The sequence below is a fragment of the Amycolatopsis lexingtonensis genome (assembly GCF_014873755.1).
GTDB lineage: Bacteria > Actinomycetota > Actinomycetes > Mycobacteriales > Pseudonocardiaceae > Amycolatopsis > Amycolatopsis lexingtonensis.
The window spans coordinates 3,507,204-3,533,992 of the sequence record NZ_JADBEG010000001.1 but is presented as its reverse complement, the minus strand read 5'-3'; the positions used below and the strand labels follow the sequence as shown (position 1 = coordinate 3,533,992).

Here is a 26,789-nt window from a genome sequence, read left to right as displayed (position 1 = left end):
GACCTCGGCTGGCGATCTGTGCCGAAATCGTGGCGGACAGATCGGATACCGAGGTCTTGGGTAACAGCCGACAGCCTATCCTCGGCCGCCGGATGATCGATACCCGGGTCCCCCGAATGGCGGCCGATTTGAATGGTTTGCGGGCCCGCGCCGCCCCGCGATTGGTCGGATTCAGAGGAAATCGATGTTTGTCGCCGGATTCGACGCCGGTATTGGGGGAAATACTCGCAAAGGAGTGAGCTATCGGCTTTCGGTTGCCAGGGATCCGCGACGGGGCGAGTGCGCGCGGGCGGGATCGGCGGTTCCGGTTCCGTCACCGGCTCACCGGTGCGCGGTCAAGCACCCGCTACTTCGAGCCGGGCGACGAGGGCGGCCACCGGCACGGTGGCCAGCGCGACCCGGGTGTCGCTGCTGCCGTAGGGCAGCCAAAGCGTGCCGTCGTGGATCAGGCCGCCGCAGGAGTAGACGACGTTGGGGACGTAGCCGTCACGCTCGTCCTCGTCCGGGAAGAGCAGCGGCTCGGGGAGCGCGCCCACGATCCGGGCCGGGTCGGCGAGGTCGAGCAGCAGCGCGCCGATGGCGTAGGTCCGCATCGGGCCGACGCCGTGGGTGAGCACCAGCCAGCCCGACGGCGTTTCCAGCGGCGAGCCGCAGTTGCCGACCTGCAGCAGCTCCCAGGCCGCCGTCGGGCCGTGCAGCGGCACTTCACCGGACCAGGACCGGCCGTCGGACGAGGTCGCCAGGCTCATCGTTTCCCCGTCCCCGCGGCACAACGCGAGGTGCCGGCCGCCGACGAGCCGGGGGAACAGCGCCATCCCCTTGTTGCGGGCCGCCGGTCCGGTGAGGGCGAGCGCGCTGAACGACGTCAGGTCGGCGCTTTCCAGCAGCCGGGGTGTCACGGTGGCGCCGTTGTACGCGGTGTAGGTGGCCCGGTAACCGGTCACGCCGTCGTCGTCGGTGAAGCGGACGAAGCGAGCGTCCTCCATACCGTGGGTTTCGGTCGGGCCGACCGGCCACAGAAGCCGTTGCGCGAGATCGGTGTCGCCGGGAAAGCCCACCGTGTAGCCGGAGGCGGCGAGTTCGCGGATGCGCTGGGTCGTGCCGGCCGCCCCGGCGCGTTCGAGCAGGCGCGGATCGAGGGTGGCGAGCGCGTGGTCGAGCTCGTACTGGCCGAAGGGATCGGGGAGGGTCGCGGTCACGGTGGCGGTGATCTCGTTGTCGCAGTCGTCGTGGTCCAGGGCGGCGCGCAACCACGAGCGGCTCCAGGAGTCCGGGCGGCGCTCGCCCGCGCTCACCGGCCCGGACCGGGAATGCCACTCCGCGCGCGTCCCGGGCCCCAGGACGCCGGTAGCGAACCCGATCGAGGAGATGTGCCCTTCGCCGATCCCGCGCAGGCTGAGCACCACTCGCACCTGCCCGGGCGACAGCCCGTCCTGCCGGGGGTGCGCCACCAGGGACGGGTTGCACAGCGCGGCCGCCTCGACCGCGTACTCGTGCGTGAAGTACGCGCCGAGGAGCAGCCGGCGCCGCGCGTCGAGAGAGCGGGGATCGACGAGCCGGTGGCTCATGATCGACGCGTTGTGCTCGAGAACCGCGAGCAGATCCCGGTGGCGGCCGGCGAAACCGGCCAGTACCCGGTCCACTGTGGAATCGACCGAACCTTCCGGCAGGGCGAGGACGCGCGCGATCAGCGCACCCGCCCGCGACCGGGTCTCCGGTGCTTCCTCGCCCGGTACGAACAGCTTCGTCATGACCCGCGTGGGATCGGGCCGGATCCCGGCCGGGTGCCGGGTCACCAATCCGCTCTCGCCGGTCACGCCGTACCGGCGCCGGTCAGCGCGCCGGTGCGCGGCCGCGCGAGCTGGAACGTCGCGAGCATCGCCAGCGTCGATTCCGCGCCCTGGTTGCGGTTGACGCCGTCGGCGCGGAGCCCGTCGCCGCAGCCACCGGTGTCCCGGTCCAGCAACGGCACGCCGGCGTCGTTGGTGCCCAGGAACCAGGCGCGGGCCAGCTCCACAGTGGACGTCCAGCGGGCGTCGCCGGTGACCGCGTGGGCCCGGGCGCACGCCGCCGCGAGCGCGGCCACCTCGATCGGCTGCTGGTCGAATCCGGGCGGCGACTGGCTCGGTGTCCAGCCACCGGTGGGCACCACCGACAACCGGGCCTCGCGGGTCTGCCGGTCCGCCAGCCAGTCCAGGGCACGCAGGCCGTCGGCGAGCGCGGCCGGATCGGGCAGCAGCGCGCCGGCGGCGATCAGGACCTCGGCGACCGCGGCGTTGGCGTATTCCAGCCGGGGCTCGGGCCACGGCCAGTCCCGGCCGGGCGGAACCGGCCCGATCGTCGTGACGGCGGCACCGAGCAGCGCCCGCGCCGGCTCGTCCGCCGGGAACCGGGTGAGCACCTCGGCGGCGCCCAGCGCGGCGAACACCATCGCGCGCAGGTCCGGAGACCGGCGGCGGGCTCCCGCGTCGAACAGCAGGCGGGCTTCGGCGCGCAGCCACGCGCGTCCGGCGTGCGCCGCCGTGCTGCCGAGGCCCCAGAGCGCGCGGCCCCACCAGTCACCGAGACCGGGGGCGTCCTGCCAGCGGCGGTCGTAGCCGAGCCGGTTGCGGAAACGGCCGTGTTCGTGCGCGTGCGCGGTGAAGGCGAACAGCGTTTCCTGCACCCGTGCCAGCTGCGGGGTCAGGTCCTGCTCGCGGCTCAGCACCACCAGGCCGCGAGCGGCGTCGTCGAGGCAGTACCCGTGCTCGCGACGCGGGATGGCCCCGCACGCGTGCTCGAAGAGGCCGGCGTCGTCGGACATGCGCAGCAGGTGCCGGTCGTCCAGCATCACGCCACGACCCGGGGCCGGGCGGAGACGAGCTCGGCGCCGAGCCGGCTGTACCGCGCGGCCACCGACGCCCAGCCGAGGCTGCCGGCGACGATCCCGGCGGCCGCGGCCATCCGGCCCGCCGCGGCCCGGTCGGTGAGGATCTCCTGGAGCGCGTGCGCGATGGCCGCCGGATCCCGGTGGTCCACGAGCAGGCCCGCACCCCCGGAGAGCAGCTCGACGGCGTGCGGGAAGCGGGTCGCCACGACTGGTGTCCGCGAAGTGACGGCTTCGATGAGCACCCCGGAGGTGACCTGGTCGCGGGAGTCGTAGGGCAGGAGGACCACTTCCGCGTGGGCCACCAGGCGCCGCAGCGACGCGGCGGCGAGGTAGCGGGCGTCGAACCGGACCCGGTCCCGCACGCCGAGCCGCTCGGTCCGCAGCTGCAGCGACCGGCGGTAGCTTTCCCCTTGCTGCGCCTGCACCTTCGGATGGGTGCGGCCGGCCACCAGGTACCGCGGCTCCGGCCACTGGGCGGGGAGCAGGGCCATCGCCTCGATGCCCCATTCGATGCCCTTGCCGGGACCGAGCAGGCCCCACGTCAGGATCTGGCGGTGCTGGCTGTGGTGCGGCACCGCCGCCGAGCCGCCGTTGTCGGGGGCACCGTGCGGGATCACCACGAGCCGGCCGGCGGGGACGGCGTAGCCGGCGACGAGCCGGGCCCGCGCGGTCTCGCTCATCACCACGACCGCGGCCGCGGTGGCGAGCACGCGGTCGAGGACCGCGCGCTGGTGCGGTGTCGGCGCGCTGAGGACGGTGTGCAGCACGACGATCGCGGGTACGCGCAGCAGTTCCAGGACGCCCAGGACGTCTTCGCCGTCCGGGCCGCCGTAGATGCCGTACTCGTGCTGGACGATCGCGACGTCGTCCCGGTCGAGCAGGGCCGCCGCCGCGCGGCAGCTCTCCGGCGAGCCGGCGACCAGGTCCCCGACCACCTCGGGGCCGCCCGCGGGAGCCGCGGACTCGACCGCGCGGACCACCCCGCCCGCGGCGCCGGGCGGCAACGCGGCGCGCAGTGAGGCCGTGAACGACGCGAGGCCGCAGAGCGTGGGCGGATAAGTACTCAGGAGACCGAACGTGATCACACGGGCCCTTCGGGTCGGAGGCCGCGCCCGGCAGCCGGGAACGGGGTGGACGGTGGCGCTCGAAACCCGGCGGGCGGGGAAAATCGCCGGGACGTCGCGCGGCCGCGGTCATGCAGCGACTCTGCTTTCCCACGCGGCCCCGGCCTAGAGTCATGTGACCTTTTTCCGAGGGGCGTTCGGCGGCCGGGGCCGGAGCGTGGGTGTGGCCGGCACGGCGCGTAAGATGGCGGTATCGTCCCGGACCCCGGCGTACTCGGTGAAGCCGGGATCCGAAGCCGGAATATCCAGCGAGTCCCGACTTTCCTCGTCTGATCAGCGGACCGCGCCCGCGTGGTCGGCCATCCGAAAAAAGGAGAATCCGGTATGTCGAGGATCGATGTCGAATCGGGTGTCGCCGTCGCGGAAATCGCCGACCCGCTGGTGACCGCCTGCGCGGTGTGTCCCCATCCCGCCGAATCGCACGACGTGATCGCGCGCCGGTTCTGCACGGCGACGCAGGCGGGCGCGTTCACCCGTGGCTGCGTCTGTTCGGGCGGACCGGAAAAAGCCGCCGCCGCGATGCGAGTCCGGAAATGACGTTCTTGTCGGAGAGCACGGCGGGGCCCGTGGTCGGCTCGCCGGCCGTCGAGCGGCGGCTGCGGGTGAAACCGCCGGGTGCGGTCAAGGGCTGCTTCGACGGCGGCTGGTGGCCACGCTCGCGGGAGCCGGTCGCGGAGTTCAGCGCGCTGGTGACCGCGCTCGCCGCGGACTCGGGCCCGGTGGACCGGATCGGCTTCAACCCGGGTGTGTGGGACCTGGCGCCCCGGACGCTCGCGCTCGAGAGCGGTCTCGTCCGGCTGGCGGGGTTCTTCGGCCTGGATCGGCACACGATCGTCGTGATCGGACCGCGCATCCGCCGGTTGACCCTGCTGGTGGTCCCGGCCGGCGCCGACCAGGCCGCGGCGGAGCGAGCGCTGGAAGCGGCCGCCGCGCCGGACGCGGTGGGTTCCGCCGTGCTGATCCTGACCACCAGCGGCGCCCTCGGCCCGCCCACCGGGACGGCTTGAGCGCCACCGCCCCGCGGGCCATGGGGCCCGGCCACCGGTGACCGACGGCCGGCGCGCGCGAAGCACGGCTGTCCTGTGGGTACCTCGACCAGGCCGGGCACTTCTCCACTGTGACGACGTTGGTGCGCCATGCCCCGCACGCCGCCGTCCTCACCCGGGACCGTGGGCCGCACGCGGAAGTCCGGGCCGGGATGGCCATGCAGCACGTTCTTCGTTCCTCTCCCAGCCCTTCGAGACACCGCAGACCCGGGAAGCGCCCGACCGGATCTTCGACGGCCGCGGGCAGGTCCACCCGCCGCGTCACCCTGGACGTTCCCGCGGGGTGAGGGCCGGCCCGGCAGCCGGCGGGGTTCGGTGCGTCACTCCGCGACCGGGTCCTCCGGACGGACCACGAGCACCGGGCAGCCGGCGTGCCGCACGAGCGCCTGGCCGGTCGAACCGAGCAGCATCCCGGTGAACCCGCCGCGCCCGCGGCTGCCGACGACGACCAGCTGGGCCTCCTCCGCGGCTTCCAGCAAAGCGTGCCGGGGGCGGTCGCGGCGCAGGACGCGGCGGATCTCGACGTCCGGGTACTTCTCCTGCCAGCCGGCCAGACGCTGCGCGAGCAGCCGTTCCTCGTCGTCCTTCACCGCCGCCCACCGCGGCATGATCCGGATGGTGCCGGAGAAGTCTTCGTCGGCGACGTCGCTCCAGGCGTGCACCGCGACCAGCGGCGCGCCGCGTGCCGAGGCCTCCTCGAACGCCGCGGCGAGCGCCAGCTCGCTCGGCGGGCTCCCGTCGACCCCGGCCACCACCGGCCCCGGCCGCCAGACGGGTGCCGATCCGCGCCGGCCCCGGATCACCGCCACCGGGGAGTGCGCGTGGCTCACGAGGGTGGCCGCGGTGGTGCCGAGCAGCATCCCGGCGAGGCCGCTCGAGCCGGTCGCGCCGACGACGACCATCCGGGCCCGCCGCGAACGTTCGGCGAGCAGCGGCGCCGGAGCCTCGATCGGCGTCTCCGTGGTGATCACCAGGTCCGGATCGACCGAAGCGGCCAGCTTCCGGGCGACGGCGACGATGCGTTCGCCGTCCTGGCGGATCGCGTCGACCAGGACATCGATGCCCGGCAAGCCTTCGCCGTGACCGAGCGCGGCGATCGGCAGGCCGTGCACGATCTCGAGGCCGAGATGACGGGAGGAGGCCAGCTCGGCGGCCCACGACACGGCCGTCGCCGATGCTGCCGAGCCGTCGGTCCCCACGACGATCGTGGGGTTCCGGTCCGTCATCGGACCTCCTCGGCTCCCGCGTCGCGGGGCCGGATCACCGCGACCGGGCACGGCGAGTGCCCGATCAGCGCCTGGCTGGTCGAGCCGAGCAGCATCCCGGTGAAGCCACCGCGGCCCCGGCAGCCGACCACGATCAGCTGCGCGTGCTCCGCGCGCTCGAGCAGCGTCCGGACCGGGCGGCCACGGGTGGTCTCGAGGTCGATCGTCAGGTCCGGGAACTTGTCCCGCCAGGGCCGCACCTGGTCGGCGAGCCGGGCGCGCTCGACGTGCTCGATCTCGGCGGGGTCGTTCTGCAACGGATGCGCCCGGAGCACTTCGCCGGCGACGATGTCGCTCCAGGTGCGCACCGCGATCAGCCCGACGCCTCGCAGCCGTGCCTCTTCACACCCGAACGCCAGCGCGCCGTCGCTGTGGGACGAGCCGTCCGTGCCCACGATGACCGGGCCGGTGTCCGGCGGCGGGTCCTGCGGCCGCCGGCCACGCACCACCACGATCGGGCAGTGCGCGTGCGCGACCACGGAAACGGCCGTCGAGCCGACGAGCATCCCGGCGAACCCGCCGAGGCCGTGGGAACCCAGTACCACCAGCTCCGCGTGCTGTGACTCCTGGACGAGGGCCGCGACCGGGTTCCATTCCCGCGCGGCGACCGTGATGTCGAGGCCGGGAGACCGCGCGAGCACCGCGGCCCGCGCTTCGGCCAGCCGGCCTTCGGCGTACCCGGCCAGCCCGGCGCGCACCTGTTCGCCGGCCCCGGCCGCGATCGGCGCGCGCACCGGCGGCAGCGCGTAGACCTGCACCAGACGCAGTGGCCGGTTTCGCCGGAGCGCTTCGGCACCGGCCCAGACCGCAGCGCGCAGCCCGGAGGACGAGCCGTCGACCCCGGCGACGACGGCGCCGTGCATGGCCCGGCCCGCCCGCCGGCCGTCGAGCGGTGCCGGCCGGACCCCCGGTGACGTGGTCACGACGCACTCCCGGCGACGGCCGCGGCGGCCAGGATCGCGCCGATCTCGTGGCCCCAGGCCCGGATCAGCGGCCGGTCGGCGGTCCCGTCGAACACCCGGTGGTCGCGGGCCGCCAGCTGCCGGGCGAGTTCGCGGGCGGGCTCGTCCCGCTCGTCCACCGGACCGCGGGAGAACAGCCAGACCGGCAGCCACCGCAGACCGTCCGAAAAGGACTCCGCGAACTTCCGGGCCGGGTCGAGCCACTGTCCCCGGTGCACGGAGCTGCCGAGCACCACGGCGTCGAAGCCCTCGAGCGAAGAGACGAGCCCGACGTCGCGCACCTCGACCTCGGGCGCCACTCCGGCGTCGGTCAGCGCGGAGCCGAGCGACGTGGCGAGGTGCTCGGCGATTTCCCGGGTGGCGCCGTGCCGGGTGGCCACCGCAACGAGGATTCTCATGGTGCCAGCCTCGCGCGTCCGCGGCTTCGTGCGCAGAGGCCAACGACCTCGACGGACCGGCGAAGGGCTCCGCCACCCGCTCAGTGCACGACGGCGACCGGGCAGGTGGCGTGCGCGAGCAGGTCGTTGCCCGTCGATCCCGGCAGGGCACCGGCGAGCCGGCCGCGGCTGCCGACCACGATCAGCTGGGCGCCGGGCGTGATCCCGATCAGCGCGCGAGCCGGCTCACCGTCGTCGACGACCCGCGTCGTGATCTCGAGCCGGGGGTGCTTCCGTGCCCAGCCGGCGACCAGCTCCTCGAGCTTGCGCCGGTCCTCGGCCCGCTGGTCGGTGAAGGAGGGTTCGATGCTGGGTGTCCGTCTGCGGGCGGCGTGCGCCACGACCAGCGGTACCCCGCGCGCGGCCGCCCAGTCGGCCGCGAAGTGCAGCGCTTCCGCACTCGCCGGTGAGGAGTCCACGCCGACCAGGACCGGGCCCCGCGGGTCGGCGTGGCCGCGGAAGAAGACCACCGGGCACTTCGCGGCCGCGGCGACCCGGAGGGCGACCGAACCGACCAGGGCGCCCCGCGGGCCGCCGGGGCGCTGCGAGCCGAGCACGAGCAAGGGCGCGGTCACCGACTCGGCGAGCAGCAGGTCGACCGCGAGCCCGAGCCGCACGTCGATTTCGACCTCGAGGCCCGGTGCCGCGGTGCGGGCGATCTTCGCCGCGTGGCGCGTCCGACGGGTCACGTGTTCGGGCAGGACTCCGGACCCGTCGCCCGGCTCGATCACACAGGCGTGGAGCAACCGCAGGCCGGTGGGGCGCCGGGCCGCTTCCTGCGCCGCCCACCGGACCGCGCGCAGCGACCCCTCCGAGGCATCCACCCCGGCGATCACCGCGGCCTTCGCCTTTTCGGCCATCGCCGACTCCTGCCCTCCGGCGCCGCCCGGACGGCGACCCCTGCCAGCATGTCCTCCGCCGCGTCCGCGCGGCAGAGCACGAAGACCCTTCGCCGGGGACCAAATCCGGGAACGGCGAATCGCTGTTGCCGGAGAAGGACTCCGCGGCCGTGCCCGACGTTCCGGGCGCGACGACCAGCCGACCGAGGCGCACCCGTGGCATCCGTCGATCTCGCGGGAATCGCCGAGCTCCACCGCCGCGCGGTGACCACCGGATCCGCGCCGCGGCCGGTTCAGCCCGGGACGGGGGGCTCGTCGGCCGGCGCCGCGAGACCGTCGGCCGGATCCAGCCCGAGGATGGCGAGCAGCGTGGCGCAGTCGCCGGCGTCGTCCGCCGCCGACGCGACCAGGCGGGCACCACGACGGCGCTGCTCGGGGCTGAGCGCGAACGGGTCCGGCTCCCTGTGCGGGGTCACCTTCGGCTGCCTCATCGGGGTGGCTCCGCGGTGCCGTTCACTCGCCGGTGACCCGGTGCGCCCGGTGTCGCAGTGATCATCACAGCCCTCCGCCCGGTTCGGCCACTTCGTGGTGGCACCGCCGAGGTCCGGGGCGGACACCACCGAGGATAGCCCGCCCCGGCCCGCTCGGGCCGTCGGCGAACGGGTGGCCCGCTGCCCTCGCCGCCGGGCCGTCGCGTGCCGGAAAACGGGATTCGGTGAAAGCTCGATCGCCGACAACGACCGGAACGGCCAACACGACGTAAACCCAGCAGAATGACGTGACACTAGGGCCTGTATCGAGATCGTTCAGAGCCGTTCGGCGACCGGTGGCCTCGCCCGCCGCGCTGCCGCTGTGTTCGCCAGGTCAAAGGTCTTGAATGACTCATTCAGGTCCTCCGAGGTCCTGAATGAGTCATTCAAGACGTCGGCGGACCACCCGCCGGCTGTCCACACCGACACCGACGCCGACGCCGACGCCGACGCCGACTTCGATACAGACTAGGGGGTCGCCGTCGCGTCGCGCGCGATCACGTCGTCGGCCAGCCCGGCGAGGACGGTGTCGACGGCGGGGCCGAGTTTCCGCACGCAGTCGCAGCCGGGGCCGTGGGCGTCCAGGTGCCAGGCGAACAGGTACTGCAGGGCCAGCTGGTCGACGCGGAAGTCGTGCTCGGCTTCGATCCGGTCGCGTTCGGCCTGCCGGTTCTGCGACAGCAGCAGCAACGGGGCCGCGTAGGCGGCTTGGGTGGAGAACACCAGGTTCAGCAGGATGAACGGGTACGGGTCCCAGCCACCGGCCCAGGCCACGAGGTTGAGCCCGATCCACAGCAGCACGATCACGCTCTGCCCGACGATGAACGGCCAGGAGCCGAACGACGCGGTGACCCGGTCGGCGATCCGCTCACCCGCGGTCCGGTGCTCGTACCGGTGCCGGTTGACGGGGGAGCGGTATTCGCGCTTGTGTCCTTTTCGGACTTTCATCGGCCCGTTCCGGTCGTCCCGTGGTTCGGTGGGGGAGGTCAGGAGACTTGCCCGCCTTCGGTTTCCCAGCCGTCTTCGGTGGTGTCGGGGTGGCGCCGGGGCGCCGCCGGAGCGACGAGAGCCCCGCTCGCCGTCAGGATGTCCGCGGGCCGGTCGGTGTTGCCGCGACGGGACGCGCTCGTCAGCGCTCGGTGGCCAGCTGCGTCCGTCGCGTCCGGTGGAACGACGAGGAGCGTGAGCTGATCCGATTCCGGGCCGGTGATCGACAGGACGTGGCCGTCCCGGTCGAGGAGACCGTCGAGCCGGACGACGTGGCCGCCGATCTCCACCCGCCGCGGCGCACTGTCCCATTCGGACACGGTGTACGCGACCCTGGTGAGGTGGCCGATCCGGGCCGTGAGCGCCGCGGCCAGTCCCGGCAGTTCCGCCGCGAGATCACGCGACCGCGGCCACCAGCCGCCGTCGACGTGACCAGCCGGGCCGCCCTGCGGTTTCCACCCCAGCCTGGGTGCGGGAGGGGTACCTGGACGCGGTCGCGCGGAGGGCGTTCCGGTTCTGGTGGGCGATTCCGGCGTCATGCCGCTGTCCCGTCCCGATCGCGGTGATCGATGTGGAGGGCAACCGAGGACGGCGCGGGCTCTGCCGCCGACGCGCGAAATGCTCTCGGTACCCCGGATGCTACACCTGTCGCGGCGGCGAGACGCGATCTCTTCAGGGGCAGCCGGGGACCGGTGGTTCGCCGGCCGGCCGCGCGGTCACGGCGATGATGTCGCGGTCGTCGACCCAGCGCACCGAGGCCGCGGGGCCGTCGTCGGCGACGACGGGCACGCGAGCGCCGCCGGGGCCGAACTCGGGCCGGCCGGCGAGGGTTCCGGTCCGCGGTGAGCGTGGATCCGGGCCGGCGTAGGTGACGCGCCAGTTCCCGACGCTGAACGCGATCTGGCGCCGAGGCGGGAGGGGAGTGTGGTCGTCCGCCGGCGCACTGCGGTCCGGGTTCCCGGCAGTCATCCGTCTTCTCCTCGGCCGTGGGTGCGTTCCCGCGGTGCGGGGAACGGCGGGCACGCCGAGGTCTGGGGCGGCCCGGTCAGCCTAGGCGCCCTACGCCATCCACCAGAAATGAATCCCCCGGATGAGGGACCTCGAATGGCGGCGGCGGTTCCGGGTCCGCAGCCGGCTCAGCCGTCGTGGACGGCCACCGGTCGTCGCACCGGCACCGGGCCGGAGCCACCTCTCCCGGCAAGAGTCGTCGAGGCCAGCTCCGCCACGAGCGCGGCCGGTGAGCCGGCTTCCGAGAACAGCGCGCGCTGGCGTGCCGCGCCGGTTCGGCCGGCCCGCACCACGGCGAGCTGACGGTCGATCGCCGCGTGGTCCCCGTTGGCCTGCAAGGCCGGCCGGACGTATTCCAGGAGCCGGTCGACGAGCACGTGGTTCGGGAGGACCTGGCCGGTGCGGGGATCGACGCCGTGGCCGGGGTAGCCGCCGCGCGCCGCGGCGGTGAGCGACGCGACGACCAGCGCGGTCCGGACCGGCCGGGGCGCGACGCCGGCCCGGGCCTCCGCGAGGATCGTGACCACGAGGGCGCGGACCAGCCCGGCGAGCAGCACCGCGTCTTCGGCCGTCAAGCCCACGTCCGCGATGCGGATCTCGACCGTCGGGTACTTCGGTGAGAGCCGGGCGTAGTAGTAGACGCCGTTCGCGTCCAACGCCTCACCACGGCGCACCGCGCCGTCGACGCTCGCGGCGTAGGCGGCCGCGTCCGGCCAGTCCAGGGGCGGGTTCGCGGTCGGCCAGCGCGACCACAGCGGGTACCGCCCGCTGGCCCACCCGGAGTCCTCGTCGTGGGCGAGCGGCGAATTGGCGCTGATGGCGAGGAGCGGGGCGAGCCAGGGCCGCAGGCCGGCCAGGACCCGGACGCCGAGTGCCGGGGACGGGATGCCGACGTGCACGTGGCAGGCGCACGTGCCGGCTTCCGGGAGGAGCGCGGGATACCGGGCGGCCAGCGCGCGGTAGCGGGGTTCGGCGGTGACGCCGGGCAGGCCCGGCAGGTCGCCGCACGGGGGTGTCCCGGACGCCAGCACCAGGCAGCCGGCGTGGCCGGCCGCGTCGGCCACGAGCCGGCGCAACCCGAGCAGCTCCGTCCGTAGTTCGTCGAGGCCGGTGTGGATCCCGGTGGCGGTTTCGATCTGGAACCGCAGGAACTCCGGCATCACGGCGGGTTCGCCGTCGAGCAGCTCCAGCACCCGGGGCGCGGCGAGCGCCACCCCACCGGTCGCCGGGTCCGCGAGGACGAACTCCTCCTCGACGCCGAGGGTGAGATCGTTCCTTTCCGGCAAGGAAAGTCGCACGTGCACGGCCGGGCTCCATCCCTCGTCGGATCGCCAGTCTCACCGGCTCACCCGGTCCCGCGTAGGGCCTCAGGTCACCCATCGGGGATCTTTCGGCCCTTTCGCGGTTGTGTTCCAGCGAATGCACGTGAATGTTCCCGCCCTTTTCCGAAGAATCTTTCGGCATTACCCGTCCGGTGGGTTCGTGGCGCTCACGATCGGTTAAACTCGGTTGACGCTCCGGACCCTGGTGGTGCATCCAGTCACACCTGGAAACGGAGACGCTGCGATGGTCCATCTTTTCGTGTTGTTCGCGCCCGTGTCGTTACCGCGGAATCGTCGATGATCACCGCCGCGCGCGGCGAACCGCTGCCGTTCCGGGTCGAGGTGAGCGATCTCGAAGTGCTCGAGGCGACGACCCGCGCGTTCCGCGCCCTGGACTACCGGTACGGCGGCGGGTACTGCCACGCCCCGCTCGCGGCGCTCGCCTCGTGGACGGTTCTGCTGCGCGAGGGATCCGTTTCGCCGCGACTGCGGCGACGGCTCTGCCGCGGTCTTGCCGACCTGCACAACCTGCTGGCGTGGACGGAGTTCGACTCCGGCCGCGACGAGTCCGCCTTCCGGTCGTTCGACGTGGCGGCGGAGCTCGCGGTGGAGGCCGGGGACCACGATCTGCTCGCCAACGTCAGCTACCGGCGCGGCCGGCTGCACCTGCACCGCGGCTCGGTCGACGACGCGCTGGCGGAGTTCGACCGGGGGCAGGACGCGGCGGCGCGGGGGGCGTCGGCCCGGGCGCGGGCCATCCTTTCGGTCAACCAGGCGTGGGCCTGGGCGATGCGGGCGGACGAGTCCGCCGCCTTGCGGCACCTGGGCCAGGCGATCGACGCCTTCCCCGCCGACGCGGCGGCGGCGCCCTGGACGCGGTTCTTCGACGCGAACGATCTCGCCGCCATGACCGGAACGGTCCGGGTCGAACTCGGGTGCACCGTGGACCACCGCCACGCGGTCCTCGCGATCCCGTTCCTCGACGACGCAGTGGCCGCCTACGGGCCGGAGATGAGCAGAAGCCGTTCGCTGACCCAGATCATGCTCGCCCTCGCCCACACCCTCCGGCGCGACACCGAGGCGGCCGCGCGCGTGGGGACCGAGGCCATCCGCGTCGCACGCGAGATCCGTTCGGTGCGCGCAAAAGGGCGCCTGCGGCCGCTGGAAGCCGCGCTCCGGGCCCGCCCCGCCGGCCGGGCGGGCCGGGAACTGCTGACCCGGATCGCCGAGTTCCGGGCGGGAGCGGGGGACGTCCACGCCGGCTGAGCCCGGCCGGCGGCCGTCACGGCAGTGCGGTGGACGCGGGAAAGGTTCCTTCGGCGCCCGGGCCGGGGACGTGTGACCCTGGGCAGACCGTCGCCGAAGTGGACACGATGGTCGAAGGCCGGGCACCCGCATCGCGCAGACCCGGCCGGCGAGAGGACGACGCATGCAGATCCAGATCAGCACGGACCGAACGGTGCCCGGCGGCGAAGAGCTGGTCCGGCACTTCGAAGGGGAGCTGGCCGCCAAGTTGTCGCGGTTCAGCGACCACATCACGCGGCTGGAAGCCCACTTCAGCGAGGAATCCGCTGCCGCCGACGGAATGGACCGCCGCTGCGTGCTCGAGGCCCGGCCGGCCGGACGGCGGACGGTGGCCGTAAGCCACCACGCGGGTTCGGTCGCCGATGCGTGCCGGGGTGCCGTGCACAAACTCGAGAGCGTGCTCGAAGGTGTGTACGGGCGGACGGACCACCACAAGGGCGGGGACTCCATCCGGCACCAGGGTGGGCGTGCCGGATCATGACCGTCCACCATGGACAGAATTTCGCGGGCGAGCCGCACGTCGTCATCGACTTCCCGCGCGCGCCGGTCGCCGGTCACCGGTACCAGGACCTCACGATCACCGTGGAGCGGCTCGGCGAGACGCTGGTCGTCGCCGTGGCCGGTGACGTCGACCTCTGCACGGCGCCGATGCTCCACGACGTCCTGGAAGCGAACTTGAGCCGGGCGCCGCGGCGGATCGTCGTGGATCTGTCACTCGTCCGGTTCCTGAACACCGCCGGGCTGGAGGTGCTGCTCGACGCCCACCGCCGGGCCGCGCCGGGCACTGATGTGCGGCTGGTCGCCACGACGCGCGCGACCTGGCGGCCGCTGCGGCTCACTCGCACGGATGAACGCCTGGTCGTCCACACCTCGCGGGCAGCGGCCATCGCCGCGCCGCGATGGGCGGCGGCGGACACCGGCTGACCGCGGGGACCCCGGTTTCACCTGCTTGGCCGCGTTCGCGTGGCAGCGCGACGGCTCAGATCCCGGTTCGCTCGCCGGGACCGGGTGGCCGGGCGTCGAGGATGTCGGTGGCCCGCACCAGGCTGACCTGCTCATCGGCGGCGGACCCCTGCCGGCGGATGGGCACCCAGGTGGTGCTGGTGTGCTCGTCACGCAAGCTGCGCCCGGCGACGGTCCCGAAGTTTTCGCGCCCCGCCGGGGTCGCGCGCGACGCGCGGCCGGCGCGGTGGCGGTAGCGGACGAGCCACCCGGGTGGGTAACCACCGCCGTGGCGCGTGGGCCAGGTCCGGTTCGCGCTCCCCGCGGTCCGTCCCGCCGGGTACGCATCGGTCTGCTCGTCGTCCACCGGTGCCCGCCTTCGCTCGCGGCGCACGGAGTGCGCCGTCATGCTTCGCCGGGGTCCGGGGCGCGGTCTTCCAGACTAGAACGGGTAGCCCCGGGCGCGGTTCGCCCGGGCGAGTGGTTCTCCGGCCGGGTGGCCAGGCTGCGCACGCCCGAGCTGACGACGGCGAGCAGCGGCACGGCGAACAGAGCACCCACGATGCCGGCCGCGACCAGCCCGATGGCGAGGGCGAGGACCACGGCCAGGGGATGCAGCCGGACGGCGCGCCCCAGCAGCAGTGGCTGCAGGACGTGGCTTTCGAGCTGCATGACACCGACGACGACGGCGAGCACGATGACGGCGGCCCACACGCCGTTGGCCGCCAAGGCCACGAGGACGGCGATCGCACCCGCGATCACCGAGCCGATGACCGGGATGAACGCGCCGAGGAAGACCAGCGCGCTCAGCGGAGCCGCCAACGGGACCCCGATGATCACCAGGCCGAGGCCGATGCCGGCGGCGTCGACGAACGCGACGGCCGCCGTGCCGCGGATGTAGTGCGCCAGGGTGGTGAACCCGCTGCGCCCGGCCACGTCCACGCGGTCGCGCAGGCGGGCCGGCACGGCCCGCAGCACGAACAACCAGATCACGCGGCCCTGGGCGAGGAAGAAGATCAGGCAGAACACGACCAGCAGGGCTTCGGCGAGCAGCTCGCCCACGGTCACCGCGGTGGTGAGGGCGCCCGAGGCGATCGCCGACTTGTTCCGGCCGAGCATGGCGGTCAGGTTGCCGAGCATCTCGTCGAGCTGGCTCTGGCTCAGGTGCAGCGGCCCGGTGCCCAGCCAGGTGTGCAGGTCGGTCAAGCTCACGGTGACCTGGTCGATCAGTCCGGGCATGCCCACGGTGACGCTGATGACCACGAACGTCACCACGCCGCCGGCCAGCACGATTCCCCCGACCAGCACGATCGCGGCCGCCAGCCCGCGGGGGACCTTTTTGCCCGCCAGCCAGGAAACGCCGGGGGAGAACAGGCCCGCCAGCAGCAGGGCAACCGCGACCGGGACCAGCACCGAGGCCAGCTTGACGGCCAGGAAACCCACGACCGTCAGCGCGGCCGCGACGACCAGCGTGCGCCAGGCCACGGCGGCCGCGACGCGGAGCCCGTACGGTACCGGGGAAGAGTCGGGATCCGGCATCGGATCAGCGCGCGATGGGTTGCGTTGCGGTCATGAAGATCCTGCTCCTGATGGGGGATGGCCTGGTCCGGCAGTACTGCCGGCCGCGCGAGAGCAGGGTCCGGACGCTCGGGAAGCCGCGCTCCGATCCTACCGCTGTCGGGGTTCCGGCGCGGTCAGCCGCCCGCGGGGTGAGGTGAACCCGGTTCGGGGGCGTCGTGGAGGTAGGGCCTCAGCTGCTCGGCGAGCGACCGGCGGGTCGCGGCGGGCACCGGCCCGGGCCGCTCCTGTCCGGCGTGGCGCCCGGCAGCGGTGTCGGCGACGAACCGCGCGACCGCGTCCGGGGACGGCACGAGGTTGCCGCCGCCCTGGTACGCGAGGACCACCGCGGCGTCGGCGGGGTCGGTTTCCACCGCGAGCGACCAGCCGCGCCGTTCGCTCCACACCAGCATGACGTCGTGGTCGGGCCGGTCGAGCCAGCGCCGGGGCAGCCCGAGGTAGGCGGTGGCCGTGTCGCTGATCTCCACCGTCGTGCTCTCGTCCGGGACACCGACCGCGGCCGCGACCGCGCGCACGTACTCGCCGAGGCTGCGTTCGAGGGTTCGGGTGTCGGGTTCGGCGTGCTCCATGCCCGCCACGCTAGGCGGCCGCCGGCCGGCGTGCCGGGCGGGCACGGTACCGGTAGGTGCCCGAGGGGACCCGCGGGAACCTTTCCGGGAGCTCGGTCGTTGTGAGAAGTGGTTGCATTCGCCCGCCCGGCACCGTGCGGGCCTGGTGCAGTTTCCACCTCCTCCGGGTTTGGTCCGCCGTCGGCGGGCTACCCGATATTCAGTCGCTCCGGACCCTGGCGAACGCAAAGTCACGGAAAGAGCGCTTGAAATGACCCACACCCTGGAACGCCCGCCGACCCGGCCGCCCAAGGCCGCCGAGCCGATGCTGTCGGGCGAAAAGTCCCGCACCGAGACCTTCCTGGTCAAGCTGTTCGCGGTCGTGCCGTTGCTCGCGCTGGCCGCGGCGGTGCCGTTCGCGTGGGGCTGGGGCCTCGGCTGGACCGACGTCGCCCTGACGGTCGGGTTCTACTTCCTGACCGGGCTCGGGGTGACGATCGGGTTCCACCGCCACTTCACCCACGGCGCGTTCAAGGCCAACCGCGGCCTGCGGATCGCGCTCGCCGTCACCGGCAGCATGGCCATGCAGGGCCCGGTGATCGGCTGGGTCGCCGACCACCGCCGCCACCACGCCTACGCCGACCGCGACGGCGACCCGCACTCGCCCTGGCGCTACGGCACGTCCGCCGCCGCGCTCGCCAAGGGTTTCTGGCACGCCCACATGGGCTGGTTGTTCGACCGGGAGAAGACCAACGCGCAGCGGTTCGCCCCCGACCTGCTCGCCGACCGCGACATCGTCCGGATCGACCGCTGGTTCCCCGCGCTCACCGTGCTCACCCTGCTCAGCCCGGCACTGATCGGCGGCCTGGTGACGCTGTCCTGGTGGGGCGCGCTGACCGCGTTCTTCTGGGCCGGCCTGGTGCGGGTGGCGGTGCTGCACCACGTCACCTGGTCGGTGAACTCCCTGTGCCACATGATCGGCGAGCGGCCCTACGCCGCCCGCGACAAGTCCGCGAACTTCTGGCCGCTGGCCATCGCCTCGATGGGCGAGTCCTGGCACAACTCCCACCACGCCGACCCCACCGGCGCCCGCCACGGCGTCCGCCGCGGCCAGCTGGACATGTCCGCGCGGCTGATCTGGCTGTTCGAGAAGCTCGGCTGGGCCACCGACGTCCGCTGGCCGAGGGCCGAACACCTGGCCCGCAAGCTCAACCCCGGCTACTCCGCGGCGCCCCGCGGGTTCGGCAAGCTGGAGCGCGGTCTGCTCGCCGGGACACCGGCGCGGCAGCCGTCCGGCGACGGGAGCCGGTCATGACCGCCGTTCGCGACGAGGTCCGTCTGCAGCTGAAACCGGCCGGCGGCGGCTACGTCGACGGAGCGTGGTGGCCGCGTTCCCGCGACGCCGGCGTCGGGTTCGCCGACCTGATCACGGCGGTGCGCGACCGGGTGGGCCAGGTCGAGCGGATCAGCTACCCGCTGGCCGACGGCTGGGAGGTCACCCACCGCAAACTCGTGGTGGACGGCCGCCTCGTGCGGCTGGAAGGGTTCCACGCCATGCCGTCGCGCACCCTGACCCTCATCGGCACGCAACAGCGGCGCCTGACCCTGCTCGTCATCGCACCCGACACCCCGCGGGACACCGCCACCACCGCACTGAAGGCCGCCGCGGACCCCGGCAACACGGCAAGTCCCGCTGACCTTCTCGCCGTGCCGAGCAGGCCGCCGGCGCGGGCGAACGGATAGCGAACGGGCGCCGGGGGCTAGACTGGGCACCACGCCCCGGACCTCGGCGATCCTGGTTTCCCCGGCACGGCTTACGCGGCCGGCGCCCGACCCGGACGGTGAGGCGCACGATGGTGGGACGTTCGGTGGTGGCCGTGCTGATCGGTCCCGTCAGTGCCCTGGCCGCGATCGGTGCCCTCACCTTGCCGGCCGACGTCCTGTTCGGCTGGATCCTGCTGGGAGCCGGCGCGGGGATCCTCGTCGCTTTCGGCGCTTCGCGGCTCCGGCCCGGGCGGGATACGGCGAGTGGGCCCGATCTGCCGGTGGGCGCGGCCGCGGCGGCGGCGTTCGTCACGGCGTGCCTGGTCCTCGCCGGCTTGCTCGCGACCGTGGGCGGCGCCCTGACCGCGACCGTCCTGGTCCTGCTGGTCGCCGGAGGGGTGGTGGCCGGCTACCGCCACCGCGTCGCGCGGCCCACCGCACCCGAGGCCCGCGACCGCTCGGTCCCGCGCCCCGTGCCGCCCGTCCCGGTGGCCGACCTGGCCACCGAGGACCTGTGCGTGGCGTGGCGGCGCAGTTACTTCCTCCTGATCCTCGCCACCGACGAGCAGGCGCGCCGGCGCGTCGTCCAGCGCCGGCAGGACTTCCTCGACGAGATCGAACGACGGGACCGCCGCGGGTTCCTCCGCTGGCTCGACAGCGGCGCCAAGGCCGGCAGCGATCCCAGCCCGTACCTGACCACGCGAAGCTGACCGAGGCGGGAAGGACGTCATGTGGGTCGACGGCGCACTCCTGGCAGCGGCGGTGTCGGGCGACCGCACCGCGACGGGCGCGTTGCCGGGTCTGCTGCACCCGGGCGTGCTGGGCTACCGGCACGGTGCGGGCGAGTTCGTCGGGTTCGTGTACGGCTGCACCGCCTGCTCGGCCTGCCGGCACCGCAGCAACGGGACGTCGTGGTCCTGCGGGTCATGTTCGGCCTGTCCGCCCACGCCACGGCCGCGGTGCTCGGGGTCGCCAGTCCGGGCGTGGTGCGGGTGAGCCGGCATCGGGCGCTGACCGCGCTGCGCCGGCACATCGCCGCCGCGCCGGTGCCGTGATGGCCCGGGCCGGTCCGCGGTTGCGGGTAAGGTGGGTGCCCGCAGCCGCGACAGCGGTGCTGATCCGGACCTGGCTGTGTCCGAGTTGGTGTGGCGATCACGTGCACCGGCATGGGCGGAACTGGATGTGGAAACGCGGTGGCTGAGGTCGAAGTCTTGCGCGCGAGCGTGCTGGCCGCGCTGGGCGAGGGTGGGGCCGGCAGCGGGGTCGACGTCGTCGGCCGGGTCTGCCGGGCGTGTGTGCGCCTGCTGCCGGTGGACGGTGCGGCGGTCTCGATGATGGTCGACGCCGGGCACCGCGAGGTCGTCTACGCCAGCGACGCGGTGAGCATGGCGCTGGCGGAACTGCAGTTCTCCCTGGGTGAAGGGCCGTGTTTCGAGGCTTTCACCGTCGGCGGGCCGGTCCTGGTGCCCGATCTGGCCACCGACCCGCCTGCGGCGTGGCCGGTGTTCGCGGCCGAGGCCGCGGCGCAGCCGGTGGCCGCGCTGTTCACGTTCCCGGTGCAGATCGGGGCGGCCCGGGTGGCGACCCTCGACACCTACCGGTCGACGCCGGGCTCGCTGAGCCCGGACGAGCTGTCGACGGCGCTGCAGGTGGCCGACATCGCCGCGCTCGCCCTGTCGGGACTGCGCGCCGGAGGTGGTCTGTGGCTCGACGGGGACGGGCGGTGGATGGCGGGCGCGGGGATGCGGTTCCGGGAGGTGCACCAGGCCACCGGGATGCTGATCGCGCACCTGGACCTGTCCGCGTCGGCCGCGTTGGCGCGGCTGCGGGCGTATGCGTTCGGGCACGGCCGTTCCCTGCTCGAGGTCGCGGGAGACATCGTGGCCGGTCGGCTGCGGTTGGACGAGGAGTTCGGTGAGGTACACCATGAAGGCAGCTGACGATGCGGGAGATGGTGGGCATGGCCGACCGTGAACGACAGGTGACTCGCGCGTTCGTCGCGTTGGCGGACACCCTGGTGGACGACTACGACGTCGCCGATCTGCTGCACACGCTGGTGCAGCAGTGCGTGGAGCTGCTCGACGTCGCCGCGGCCGGGTTGACGCTGGTCGACGAGCGGGGCGGCCTGCAGGTGCTGGCCTCCTCCACCGAGCAGGCGCGGTTGCTGGAGCTGTTCCAGCTCGACATCGACGAAGGGCCGTGCATCGAGTGCTTCACCACCAGCACCCCGGTGCTGGTGGCCGACATCGCGGCGGCGGCGGGGCGGTGGCCGCGGTTCGCGGCCGAGGCGGCCAAGGACGGGTTCGCGTCGGTGCACGCGCTGCCGTTGCGGCTGCGCAAGCAGACGATCGGGGCGCTGAACCTCTTCGGGCAGAGCTCGGGGGACCTGTCGGCGGACGACGTGGCACTGGCGCAGGGCCTGGCCGACACCGCGACGATCGGCATCCTCCACGAACGAGCCTTGCGCCAGGGGGAGATCCTCTCCGAGCAGCTGCAGACCGCGTTGAACAGCCGGGTGATCATCGAGCAGGCCAAGGGTGTGCTCGCCGTCAGCGGGCAGCTGAGCATGGACGAGGCCTTCCGGGCCCTGCGCGGCTTCGCCCGGGGGAACAACCTCCGGCTCAGCGACGTGGCCCGCGCACTGGCCGATCGCGAACTCGCGCCCGCGGTCGTGCTGGCCCCCGCGCCGACGAGCCACACCCGCTGACCGGTCCGGTGCGGGCACCGGCGAAAGGTGCCGAACGGTCCGCCTCGCGGTGACCAGCGGCCCTCGCGCCCCGGATGCGGTGCCGTGATGCTGAAGACGCACTGACCGGCTTTCGAGGGCAGGGAGTTCCCATGCGATTTCGTGATCGCCGGGAAGCCGGCGAGCGGCTGGCCCTGCGGTTGCGACCGCTGCGTGGCGACCGGGCGATCGTCCTCGGCCTGTCCGAGGGTGGCCTGGTGGTGGCCGGCGAGATCGCCGCCGTCCTCGGCGCGCCGCTGGACATCCTGCTCACCGGCCGGATCGAGGCCGCGGGGCCGCCGCCGACGACGCTCGGCGCCGTCGGGGAGGGCGGTTTGGTCGTCTGGGACCACGACGCCATCCGCCGGTTCGACATCGAGCCGGGCGAGCTCACCCGGCTCGCCGAGGACGCGCGAGCCGGGCTGGCCCGTCAGGTCGCCGTCTACCGGAGCACCGTGGCGCCGGTGTCCATCGCCGGCCGCACGGTCGTCCTCGCCGACGACGGCGCCGCGACCGGGACGACCGCGCACACGGCGATCGGCGTCCTGCGGGCCCGCCAGGTCCGCCGGATCGTGCTGGCGGTCCCGGTCGCCCAGGCCGACGTGGTCGACCGGCTCGCCCGCGAGGTGGACCAGTTCGTCTGCCTGCGCACGCTGCCCTGGCTGCACGCGGTCGGCAACAGCTACCGGAAGTTCGCCGCGGTGGCCGACACCGAGGCGCTCGAACTGCTGCACCGCGAACCTCGCGTGCCGACCGAAGTCCGCCGGTGACGTCCACAGTGGACTGACGAGTCAGTCCGGGAGGCGCACGGCGATCTCGTCGCCCAGCGTCGCGCCGCCGGCCAGCTCGAGGTGGTCACCGCTCCAGAACCGGCCGGCGTCGTACCAGTTCGGCCGGCGGCCTCGGGGCAGCAGGCCCATGGCTTCGTAGGTCAGGGCGACGATCTCGGCGCAGTAAGCGCTTTCGAGGCCGGCCTCCCGGGCCTCCCGCTTGCGGCGGGGCAGCCGGCCGCCGAGCCAGCGCGACGCGAGGCGCGCGGTCGAGGGGAACGGCGTGCCGTCCAGCCGCGCGATCGTCCGCAGGACGGCGTCCTCCGCCTCCCCGGTGACGGGGTGGTCGAGCTGGCGCAGCCAGACCCGCTGGTGGTACTTCTCCGCCCACACGAGCACCGCCCGGCGCAGGTCGTGCAGCTGGGCGCCTCGCTGGTGGGTCCCGGACCAGATGTCCGGCAGGGACCGCCCCAGCTCCGCGTGCCACAGCAGCGGCGGCAGGTCCTCGATCACCACGGCCATGCCGACGTGGTTGACCGGGCTGTTCGTCACGACGCGGATCGTGCGGTCGGCCGCGGACCGGCCCCGGAACAACCACAGGTCGCCCGTGCGCGTCACGGCCACGGCTTCGTCGAGATCCAGCTGGTTCTCCGGCACGGCGGTAGCCTAGGCCGATGCGCTGGTGGAAGGCAGTGGGACTGGCCGGGCTCGTCGGGGTCGCCGCGACCGGGGCGGTGATCGCCCGCGAGGAGCGCCGGCGGCGGGCCTACACCCCGGACGAGATCCGCGAACGGCTGCACGCCCGCCTGGATGCCTCGGCACCGGCGCCCCACGACCGGACCGGCGGCTGACCGGCCGTCATTCCGGGGAGCGACTCCGCCCCGGCAGGCCGGGGCGGAACGGGATGCCCAGTGCCGCGAAGACGCCGAGCATCTTCGCGTTTCCCTCGTCCACGTCGGCGACGAACATCCGCACCCCTTCGTGTTCAGCCGAGACGACCAGCTGTTCCAGCAGCAGGGCCGCCACGCCGAGCGTCGGGCCGTGGCCGTCGACCACCAGCGCGACCGCCGCTTCGGCCGGGTCGGCGAGGATGTCGTAGCGGGCGACGCCGGCCAGCCGGGAGTGCAGGAAGCACCCCATCGCCGTGTGCCCGACGCCGGAGCTGTGGGACAGCTGCGCCGCCAGCTCGGCCAGCCCGGCCACGCCGAGACCGAAGAACCGCAGGTGCCGGTCGTGCCGCCCGGAGAGCCGGGCCCGCAGCGCGAGGACCGCGGCGGTGTCGCGAGCTTCCAGCTCGCGTACCCAAGCGACTTCGCCGTCCGGGAGCAGGGCTCGTACCGGTGGGGTGGCGGTGGACATGGGCTCTCCTCACGGGGCCGGTGACCCGCCCGGGTCCACAGTGCTCTGTCCTTTTCGCACAGAACACTGCGGAGTCCGTGGGCGCGGGTCAGTGCTCGTCGGCCCGGGTTCCGTTCACGGCCGCTTTCGGCGGCACGATCGGGGCCGTCGCGGCCGGTTCCGGCCGGGTCGCGGCGGCGGTCTCGCGGGCCAGGAAGGAGCCCAGCTCCCCGATGGTGCTCATCAGCGGGGCGGGGAACACGACGGTGGTGTTCTTGTCCACGCCGATCTCCACCAGGCTCTGCAGGTTGCGCAGCTGGAGCGCGAGCGGGTGCGCCATCATCGTGTCCGACGCGTCGCCCAGTGCGGCGGCGGCGAGGGATTCGCCTTCGGCGCTGATGATCTTGGCGCGCTTTTCGCGTTCCGCTTCGGCCTGCCGGGCCATCGCCCGCTTCATCGTGTCGGGCAGCTGGATGTCCTTCAGTTCCACCAAAGTCACTTCCACGCCCCAGTCGAGCGTGGTGACGTCCAGGATCCGCCGGATGTCGACGTTGATGCTGTCGGTCTCCGACAGCGTCTCGTCCAGCGTGTGCTGCCCGACGACCTTCCGCAACGTCGTCTGGGCGATCTGGTCGATCGCGGCGTAGACGTTCTCGATCGCGACGACCGACTTCACCGCGTCCCGCACCCGGAAGTACGCCACCGCGGACACGTCGACGCTCACGTTGTCACGGGTGATGATGCCCTGGGACTGGATCGGCATCGTGATGATCCGCAACGGCACCCGGCGCAGGACGTCGACGACGGGGATGATCAGCCGCAACCCCGGCTCGCGCACGCCGATCACGCGGCCGAGCCGGAACAGGACACCCTGTTCGTACTGCTTGACGATCCGCACCGCGGAAGCCAGGAGAAGCAGCAGCGCGGCGGCGATGACGGCGATCACGAGAACGTTCATGGTGCTCCAGACTTGGCGGCGAGCGCGGGAGGAGGCTCAGCCGGAGAGCTTCACCTGGTTGTCGACCGCGGTCACGCCGGGGCCGAACCACGCGGTCTGCTCGGCCGAGCGGCGTTCGGCCGGGGTGAGGACCTGGCCGGTCAGGGTGACCTGGCCGTCGTCGACGCCGACCTCGACGTGCTGCGCGAACCCCGGCGCGTGCCGGGCGAGCGCCGCGATGATCTGTGCCTTCGCTTCGGCCGCCGAGACCCCCGGCGAAGGCCGCAGCGTGATCAGGTTCCGCACGCCACTGATCCCGGGGAGCACGGCCACCGCCCGGCGGGCGGCTTCGCGCTGGTAGTGCCAGTCCACCGAGCCGCGCAGGGTGACCACCCGGTCGCGCACGTCGACTTGCACCGAGTCCTTCGGCACGACGACCGTGTGCCGGTCGAACACGGTCATGGCCTCCCGGGCGAGATCCGCGTCCACCGGAACGTCGTGGCCGTGCCGGACGAGGATCTTGTCCGCGGTCGTGGTCACGCCCTGGACCCGCGTCGCGGCGCGCAGCGCCTCTTCCTTCTCGGGGTAGGTGCCCACGTGTCCGGACAGCGTCGCGACACCGCCTGAGACGGTCACGCCGATCCCTTCGGCGTTGACGCTGGGAGTCCAGGCGAGTTCATCGGTGACAGCGGTCTTGAGGTGATGATCGGGCCTGTGCTGGATCTCTGTCATCTTCCGAGCGTGGTCCGCTCGCCCCGCGCGGCCTAGTGCCGCCGGACCTTTCTTCCGGGGTCGTTCGGCGCGGGCGGGCGTAGCCTGGGGGAGTGGATGACAGCTCGCAGCACGACCTGCCCGTCATCACGGTCTTCCTGGTCGACGACCACGAACTCGTGCGGCGCGGGGTCGCCGAACTCGTCGACGACGAACCCGACCTGACCGTCGTCGGCCAGGCTTCCTCGGTCGCCGAGGCCATGGCCAGGGTTCCGGCCCTACGCCCGGACGTGGCGGTGCTCGACGTGCGGCTGCCCGACGGGAACGGCGTGGAGCTGTGCCGCGACCTGCGCGACGCGCTGCCCGGCCTGCGGTGCCTGATGCTGACCTCGTTCACCGACGAAGACTCAATGGTCGAAGCGGTCCTGGCCGGCGCCGAGGGGTACGTCATCAAGGACGTGAAGGGTTTGCAGCTGGTCGACGCGATCCGGCGGGTGGGGTCCGGCGAGACCCTGCTGGACGCCCGGGCGGTCGCCGCGCTCGTGTCCGAGCTGCGGGCGAAGACCGGGAAACCGGGCCCGCTGGCGGGGCTGAGCGAGCAGGAGCTCGTCCTGCTGGACCTGCTCGGGGAAAGCCTGACGAACCGGCAGATCGCCGAGCGGATGTTCCTCGCGGAGAAGACCGTCAAGAACTACGTGTCCCGACTGCTGGCGAAGCTCGGCCTGGAGCGGCGGTCCCAGGCGGCGGTGCTGGTCACCGGGATCCACGAGGCCCAGCGCCGTTCCGGCTCCTAGCGGGCGAACGGGTGCTCGTCGCTGATCACGACGTCCTCGAGCGGTGTCCGCGTGGCGGACGGCACCGCGGTGCCGTGGCCGAGGCGCAGCATGATCTGGGGCCAGAGCCCGCCGCCGAGCAGCTGCCGCAGTTCACGCCGGGTCGCCGGGATGGCCATGGCCTGAGTGGAAAGTGCCGCCGAGAGCCCGGCGGCGGTGGCCGTCAGCAGCACCCGCTGCAAGGCCTGGCCGGCCTGGAGCCGGCCCAGGGCGGTGTCGTGCATCGAGCCGATGACCACGACCAGCCGGCCGGGTTCGACGTCGAGGTCGCTCCCGCCGCCGGGCCCGGGTGTCGCCGGCGGGACTTCCGTGTGGCGCATGATCTCCCGCAGCTGCGGCACCTGGTCGGCGGTGATGGTGGCCAGCCAGGCGCGTTCCACTTCGGCCGCCCGCCGGAGCTGCCGCTGCACTGCGTCGGGGACGACGGCGGCGGTGAACGGACGCCGGTTGCTCCGCCGGCCGGCGATGGCCGCCACGAGTTCCTCGTCGTGCGGGGCGATGGTCTCGTAGCCGTGCGGCTGCACGACGGCGAGCAGGTCGGGCCGCCCCGCCGCGGGGAACAGCCGGACGTCGGCGTGGCTGCCCTGCGCCTTGATCGCCAGCCGGAGGTTGAGCAGCGCCGCACCGCAGTCCAGCATTCGTTCCCGCTGCTCGGTGTCGGTGCCGGTGGTGAGCGGATCCGCGTACAGCTCGACGGAATCCGGGGTGCACTGGAACCGCCACGGCCGGGCGGACCGCAGCGGCGGGGGAGCCGTGGCCGCGAGGAGGACGGCGTGCACCTGGCTCGCGCTGAGGTGGCCTACGGGCATGACACCGGTCTTCATGAACGGCTCCGAACTCCTGGATTGCTGGATGCGCTTTCACCGTCCACCCGGGCCGCGGGATCCGCCCAGTGCCGAACGGCCTCCGCCGCCGGGCGAAGGTCGTCGGTTGCGAACCCGGTCCGGCC

At 73.3% G+C, this 26,789-nt stretch carries 34 protein-coding genes; 14 read left to right on the top strand and 20 right to left on the bottom strand.

What is annotated here, in order from left to right:
- Nucleotides 1-335: 335 nt before the first annotated feature.
- The 3 genes from H4696_RS16005 to H4696_RS15995 form a co-directional block, all read right to left on the bottom strand.
- The gene (locus H4696_RS16005) at nucleotides 336-1,751 is read right to left on the bottom strand and encodes a glycoside hydrolase family 130 protein (protein WP_086865383.1); all 1,416 of its coding nucleotides are present in this window, start codon (nucleotides 1,749-1,751) and stop codon (nucleotides 336-338) included.
- A gap of 62 nt (nucleotides 1,752-1,813) precedes the next feature.
- Nucleotides 1,814-2,833 carry a serine/threonine-protein kinase gene (locus H4696_RS16000; RefSeq protein ID WP_225955705.1) on the bottom strand — a complete coding sequence of 340 codons (1,020 nt, stop codon included), beginning with the start codon at nucleotides 2,831-2,833 and terminating at the stop codon, nucleotides 1,814-1,816.
- A complete protein-coding gene (locus tag H4696_RS15995; RefSeq protein ID WP_086865380.1) occupies nucleotides 2,830-3,954 on the bottom strand; it encodes a glycosyltransferase in 1,125 nt (374 codons plus the stop codon). Before H4696_RS15995 ends, H4696_RS16000 begins: the two co-directional genes overlap by 4 nt.
- A 363-nt stretch (nucleotides 3,955-4,317) precedes the next feature.
- Here H4696_RS15995 and H4696_RS15990 point away from each other — a divergent pair, with 363 nt between their 5' ends.
- Entirely contained in the window at nucleotides 4,318-4,530 is a 213-nt protein-coding gene (locus H4696_RS15990; RefSeq protein WP_086865381.1) for an RGCVC family protein, read from the top strand.
- Entirely contained in the window at nucleotides 4,527-5,000 is a 474-nt protein-coding gene (locus tag H4696_RS15985; protein WP_086865382.1) for a DUF5994 family protein, read from the top strand. The genes H4696_RS15990 and H4696_RS15985 overlap by 4 nt, the downstream gene beginning before the upstream one ends.
- Nucleotides 5,001-5,359: 359 nt before the next feature.
- Here the strand turns inward: H4696_RS15985 and H4696_RS15980 are convergent, their stop codons facing one another.
- The 9 genes from H4696_RS15980 to H4696_RS15940 form a co-directional block, all read right to left on the bottom strand.
- Complete coding sequence (locus H4696_RS15980) at nucleotides 5,360-6,265, bottom strand: universal stress protein (protein ID WP_192782335.1); 906 nt, start codon at nucleotides 6,263-6,265, stop codon at nucleotides 5,360-5,362.
- Nucleotides 6,262-7,167 carry a universal stress protein gene (locus tag H4696_RS15975; protein WP_192783032.1) on the bottom strand — a complete coding sequence of 302 codons (906 nt, stop codon included), beginning with the start codon at nucleotides 7,165-7,167 and terminating at the stop codon, nucleotides 6,262-6,264. Before H4696_RS15975 ends, H4696_RS15980 begins: the two co-directional genes overlap by 4 nt.
- A gap of 56 nt (nucleotides 7,168-7,223) precedes the next feature.
- On the bottom strand, nucleotides 7,224-7,664 hold the full coding sequence (locus H4696_RS15970; protein ID WP_086863309.1) for a flavodoxin domain-containing protein: 441 nt from the start codon (nucleotides 7,662-7,664) through the stop codon (nucleotides 7,224-7,226).
- A gap of 80 nt (nucleotides 7,665-7,744) precedes the next feature.
- On the bottom strand, nucleotides 7,745-8,563 hold the full coding sequence (locus H4696_RS15965; protein ID WP_086863308.1) for a universal stress protein: 819 nt from the start codon (nucleotides 8,561-8,563) through the stop codon (nucleotides 7,745-7,747).
- Between the two features lie 272 nt (nucleotides 8,564-8,835).
- On the bottom strand, nucleotides 8,836-9,018 hold the full coding sequence (locus tag H4696_RS15960; RefSeq protein ID WP_420831502.1) for a hypothetical protein: 183 nt from the start codon (nucleotides 9,016-9,018) through the stop codon (nucleotides 8,836-8,838).
- A gap of 522 nt (nucleotides 9,019-9,540) precedes the next feature.
- Nucleotides 9,541-10,020: a DUF1003 domain-containing protein gene (locus tag H4696_RS15955; RefSeq protein ID WP_086863306.1), complete on the bottom strand. Its 480-nt coding sequence runs from the start codon at nucleotides 10,018-10,020 to the stop codon at nucleotides 9,541-9,543.
- Between the two features lie 38 nt (nucleotides 10,021-10,058).
- A complete protein-coding gene (locus H4696_RS50070) occupies nucleotides 10,059-10,598 on the bottom strand; it encodes a DUF5994 family protein (protein ID WP_225955704.1) in 540 nt (179 codons plus the stop codon).
- Between the two features lie 133 nt (nucleotides 10,599-10,731).
- On the bottom strand, nucleotides 10,732-11,028 hold the full coding sequence (locus tag H4696_RS15945; RefSeq protein ID WP_086863304.1) for a hypothetical protein: 297 nt from the start codon (nucleotides 11,026-11,028) through the stop codon (nucleotides 10,732-10,734).
- A 167-nt stretch (nucleotides 11,029-11,195) separates the two neighbouring features.
- Nucleotides 11,196-12,371: a carboxylate-amine ligase gene (locus tag H4696_RS15940; RefSeq protein WP_086863303.1), complete on the bottom strand. Its 1,176-nt coding sequence runs from the start codon at nucleotides 12,369-12,371 to the stop codon at nucleotides 11,196-11,198.
- A gap of 315 nt (nucleotides 12,372-12,686) precedes the next feature.
- Here H4696_RS15940 and H4696_RS50065 point away from each other — a divergent pair, with 315 nt between their 5' ends.
- From H4696_RS50065 to H4696_RS15925, 3 genes are all read left to right on the top strand, one after another.
- Nucleotides 12,687-13,655, top strand: coding sequence for an NsdA family TPR-like regulatory protein (locus H4696_RS50065; protein WP_225955703.1), 969 nt, complete (start codon nucleotides 12,687-12,689; stop codon nucleotides 13,653-13,655).
- A gap of 163 nt (nucleotides 13,656-13,818) precedes the next feature.
- A complete protein-coding gene (locus tag H4696_RS15930) occupies nucleotides 13,819-14,175 on the top strand; it encodes an HPF/RaiA family ribosome-associated protein (protein ID WP_086857070.1) in 357 nt (118 codons plus the stop codon).
- Nucleotides 14,172-14,618 (top strand): STAS domain-containing protein, encoded by a 447-nt coding sequence (locus tag H4696_RS15925; RefSeq protein ID WP_086857071.1) that lies wholly within the window; start codon nucleotides 14,172-14,174, stop codon nucleotides 14,616-14,618. The genes H4696_RS15930 and H4696_RS15925 overlap by 4 nt, the downstream gene beginning before the upstream one ends.
- A 55-nt stretch (nucleotides 14,619-14,673) precedes the next feature.
- On the opposite strand, the gene H4696_RS15920 is transcribed toward H4696_RS15925, so the two are convergent.
- From H4696_RS15920 to H4696_RS15910, 3 genes are all read right to left on the bottom strand, one after another.
- On the bottom strand, nucleotides 14,674-15,003 hold the full coding sequence (locus H4696_RS15920) for a hypothetical protein (RefSeq protein ID WP_086857072.1): 330 nt from the start codon (nucleotides 15,001-15,003) through the stop codon (nucleotides 14,674-14,676).
- 38 nt (nucleotides 15,004-15,041) lie between these two features.
- Nucleotides 15,042-16,175 carry an AI-2E family transporter gene (locus tag H4696_RS15915; protein ID WP_225955702.1) on the bottom strand — a complete coding sequence of 378 codons (1,134 nt, stop codon included), beginning with the start codon at nucleotides 16,173-16,175 and terminating at the stop codon, nucleotides 15,042-15,044.
- A gap of 155 nt (nucleotides 16,176-16,330) precedes the next feature.
- The gene (locus H4696_RS15910) at nucleotides 16,331-16,783 is read right to left on the bottom strand and encodes a DUF6292 family protein (protein WP_086857073.1); all 453 of its coding nucleotides are present in this window, start codon (nucleotides 16,781-16,783) and stop codon (nucleotides 16,331-16,333) included.
- 250 nt (nucleotides 16,784-17,033) lie between these two features.
- Between H4696_RS15910 and H4696_RS15905 the strand changes: the two genes are divergently transcribed.
- The 7 genes from H4696_RS15905 (at nucleotide 17,034) to H4696_RS15875 (ending at nucleotide 22,021) form a co-directional block, all read left to right on the top strand.
- A complete protein-coding gene (locus tag H4696_RS15905; RefSeq protein WP_086857074.1) occupies nucleotides 17,034-18,077 on the top strand; it encodes an acyl-CoA desaturase in 1,044 nt (347 codons plus the stop codon).
- The gene (locus tag H4696_RS15900; RefSeq protein WP_086857075.1) at nucleotides 18,074-18,505 is read left to right on the top strand and encodes a DUF5994 family protein; all 432 of its coding nucleotides are present in this window, start codon (nucleotides 18,074-18,076) and stop codon (nucleotides 18,503-18,505) included. Before H4696_RS15905 ends, H4696_RS15900 begins: the two co-directional genes overlap by 4 nt.
- 110 nt (nucleotides 18,506-18,615) lie before the next feature.
- A complete protein-coding gene (locus H4696_RS15895; RefSeq protein ID WP_225955701.1) occupies nucleotides 18,616-19,236 on the top strand; it encodes a hypothetical protein in 621 nt (206 codons plus the stop codon).
- 201 nt (nucleotides 19,237-19,437) lie between these two features.
- A complete protein-coding gene (locus H4696_RS15890) occupies nucleotides 19,438-19,581 on the top strand; it encodes a hypothetical protein (protein WP_158104270.1) in 144 nt (47 codons plus the stop codon).
- A gap of 138 nt (nucleotides 19,582-19,719) precedes the next feature.
- Entirely contained in the window at nucleotides 19,720-20,466 is a 747-nt protein-coding gene (locus tag H4696_RS15885; protein ID WP_086857077.1) for a GAF domain-containing protein, read from the top strand.
- 20 nt (nucleotides 20,467-20,486) lie between these two features.
- Nucleotides 20,487-21,233 (top strand): GAF and ANTAR domain-containing protein, encoded by a 747-nt coding sequence (locus tag H4696_RS15880; RefSeq protein ID WP_192783031.1) that lies wholly within the window; start codon nucleotides 20,487-20,489, stop codon nucleotides 21,231-21,233.
- A 131-nt stretch (nucleotides 21,234-21,364) separates the two neighbouring features.
- Nucleotides 21,365-22,021: a phosphoribosyltransferase gene (locus tag H4696_RS15875; RefSeq protein ID WP_086857078.1), complete on the top strand. Its 657-nt coding sequence runs from the start codon at nucleotides 21,365-21,367 to the stop codon at nucleotides 22,019-22,021.
- A gap of 21 nt (nucleotides 22,022-22,042) precedes the next feature.
- Here the strand turns inward: H4696_RS15875 and H4696_RS15870 are convergent, their stop codons facing one another.
- Nucleotides 22,043-22,678, bottom strand: a complete 636-nt coding sequence (locus tag H4696_RS15870; RefSeq protein WP_086857079.1) for a hypothetical protein — start codon at nucleotides 22,676-22,678, stop codon at nucleotides 22,043-22,045.
- Between the two features lie 17 nt (nucleotides 22,679-22,695).
- Here H4696_RS15870 and H4696_RS15865 point away from each other — a divergent pair, with 17 nt between their 5' ends.
- Entirely contained in the window at nucleotides 22,696-22,872 is a 177-nt protein-coding gene (locus tag H4696_RS15865) for a hypothetical protein (RefSeq protein WP_169734849.1), read from the top strand.
- Between the two features lie 7 nt (nucleotides 22,873-22,879).
- On the opposite strand, the gene H4696_RS15860 is transcribed toward H4696_RS15865, so the two are convergent.
- The 3 genes from H4696_RS15860 to H4696_RS15850 all read right to left on the bottom strand — a co-directional run bounded on the left by H4696_RS15860 (nucleotide 22,880) and on the right by H4696_RS15850 (nucleotide 25,028).
- Nucleotides 22,880-23,380 (bottom strand): GNAT family N-acetyltransferase, encoded by a 501-nt coding sequence (locus tag H4696_RS15860; protein WP_086857080.1) that lies wholly within the window; start codon nucleotides 23,378-23,380, stop codon nucleotides 22,880-22,882.
- A gap of 88 nt (nucleotides 23,381-23,468) precedes the next feature.
- The gene (locus H4696_RS15855) at nucleotides 23,469-24,317 is read right to left on the bottom strand and encodes a slipin family protein (protein ID WP_086857081.1); all 849 of its coding nucleotides are present in this window, start codon (nucleotides 24,315-24,317) and stop codon (nucleotides 23,469-23,471) included.
- 36 nt (nucleotides 24,318-24,353) lie between these two features.
- Nucleotides 24,354-25,028 (bottom strand): BON domain-containing protein, encoded by a 675-nt coding sequence (locus tag H4696_RS15850; RefSeq protein WP_086857082.1) that lies wholly within the window; start codon nucleotides 25,026-25,028, stop codon nucleotides 24,354-24,356.
- Nucleotides 25,029-25,120: 92 nt separating this feature from the next.
- On the opposite strand from H4696_RS15850, the gene H4696_RS15845 reads away from it, so the two are divergent.
- Complete coding sequence (locus tag H4696_RS15845) at nucleotides 25,121-25,801, top strand: response regulator (protein WP_276328912.1); 681 nt, start codon at nucleotides 25,121-25,123, stop codon at nucleotides 25,799-25,801.
- Here H4696_RS15845 and H4696_RS15840 read toward each other — a convergent pair.
- A complete protein-coding gene (locus H4696_RS15840; protein ID WP_086857083.1) occupies nucleotides 25,798-26,664 on the bottom strand; it encodes a nitroreductase family protein in 867 nt (288 codons plus the stop codon). The genes H4696_RS15845 and H4696_RS15840 overlap by 4 nt on opposite strands.
- Nucleotides 26,665-26,789: the final 125 nt, after the last annotated feature.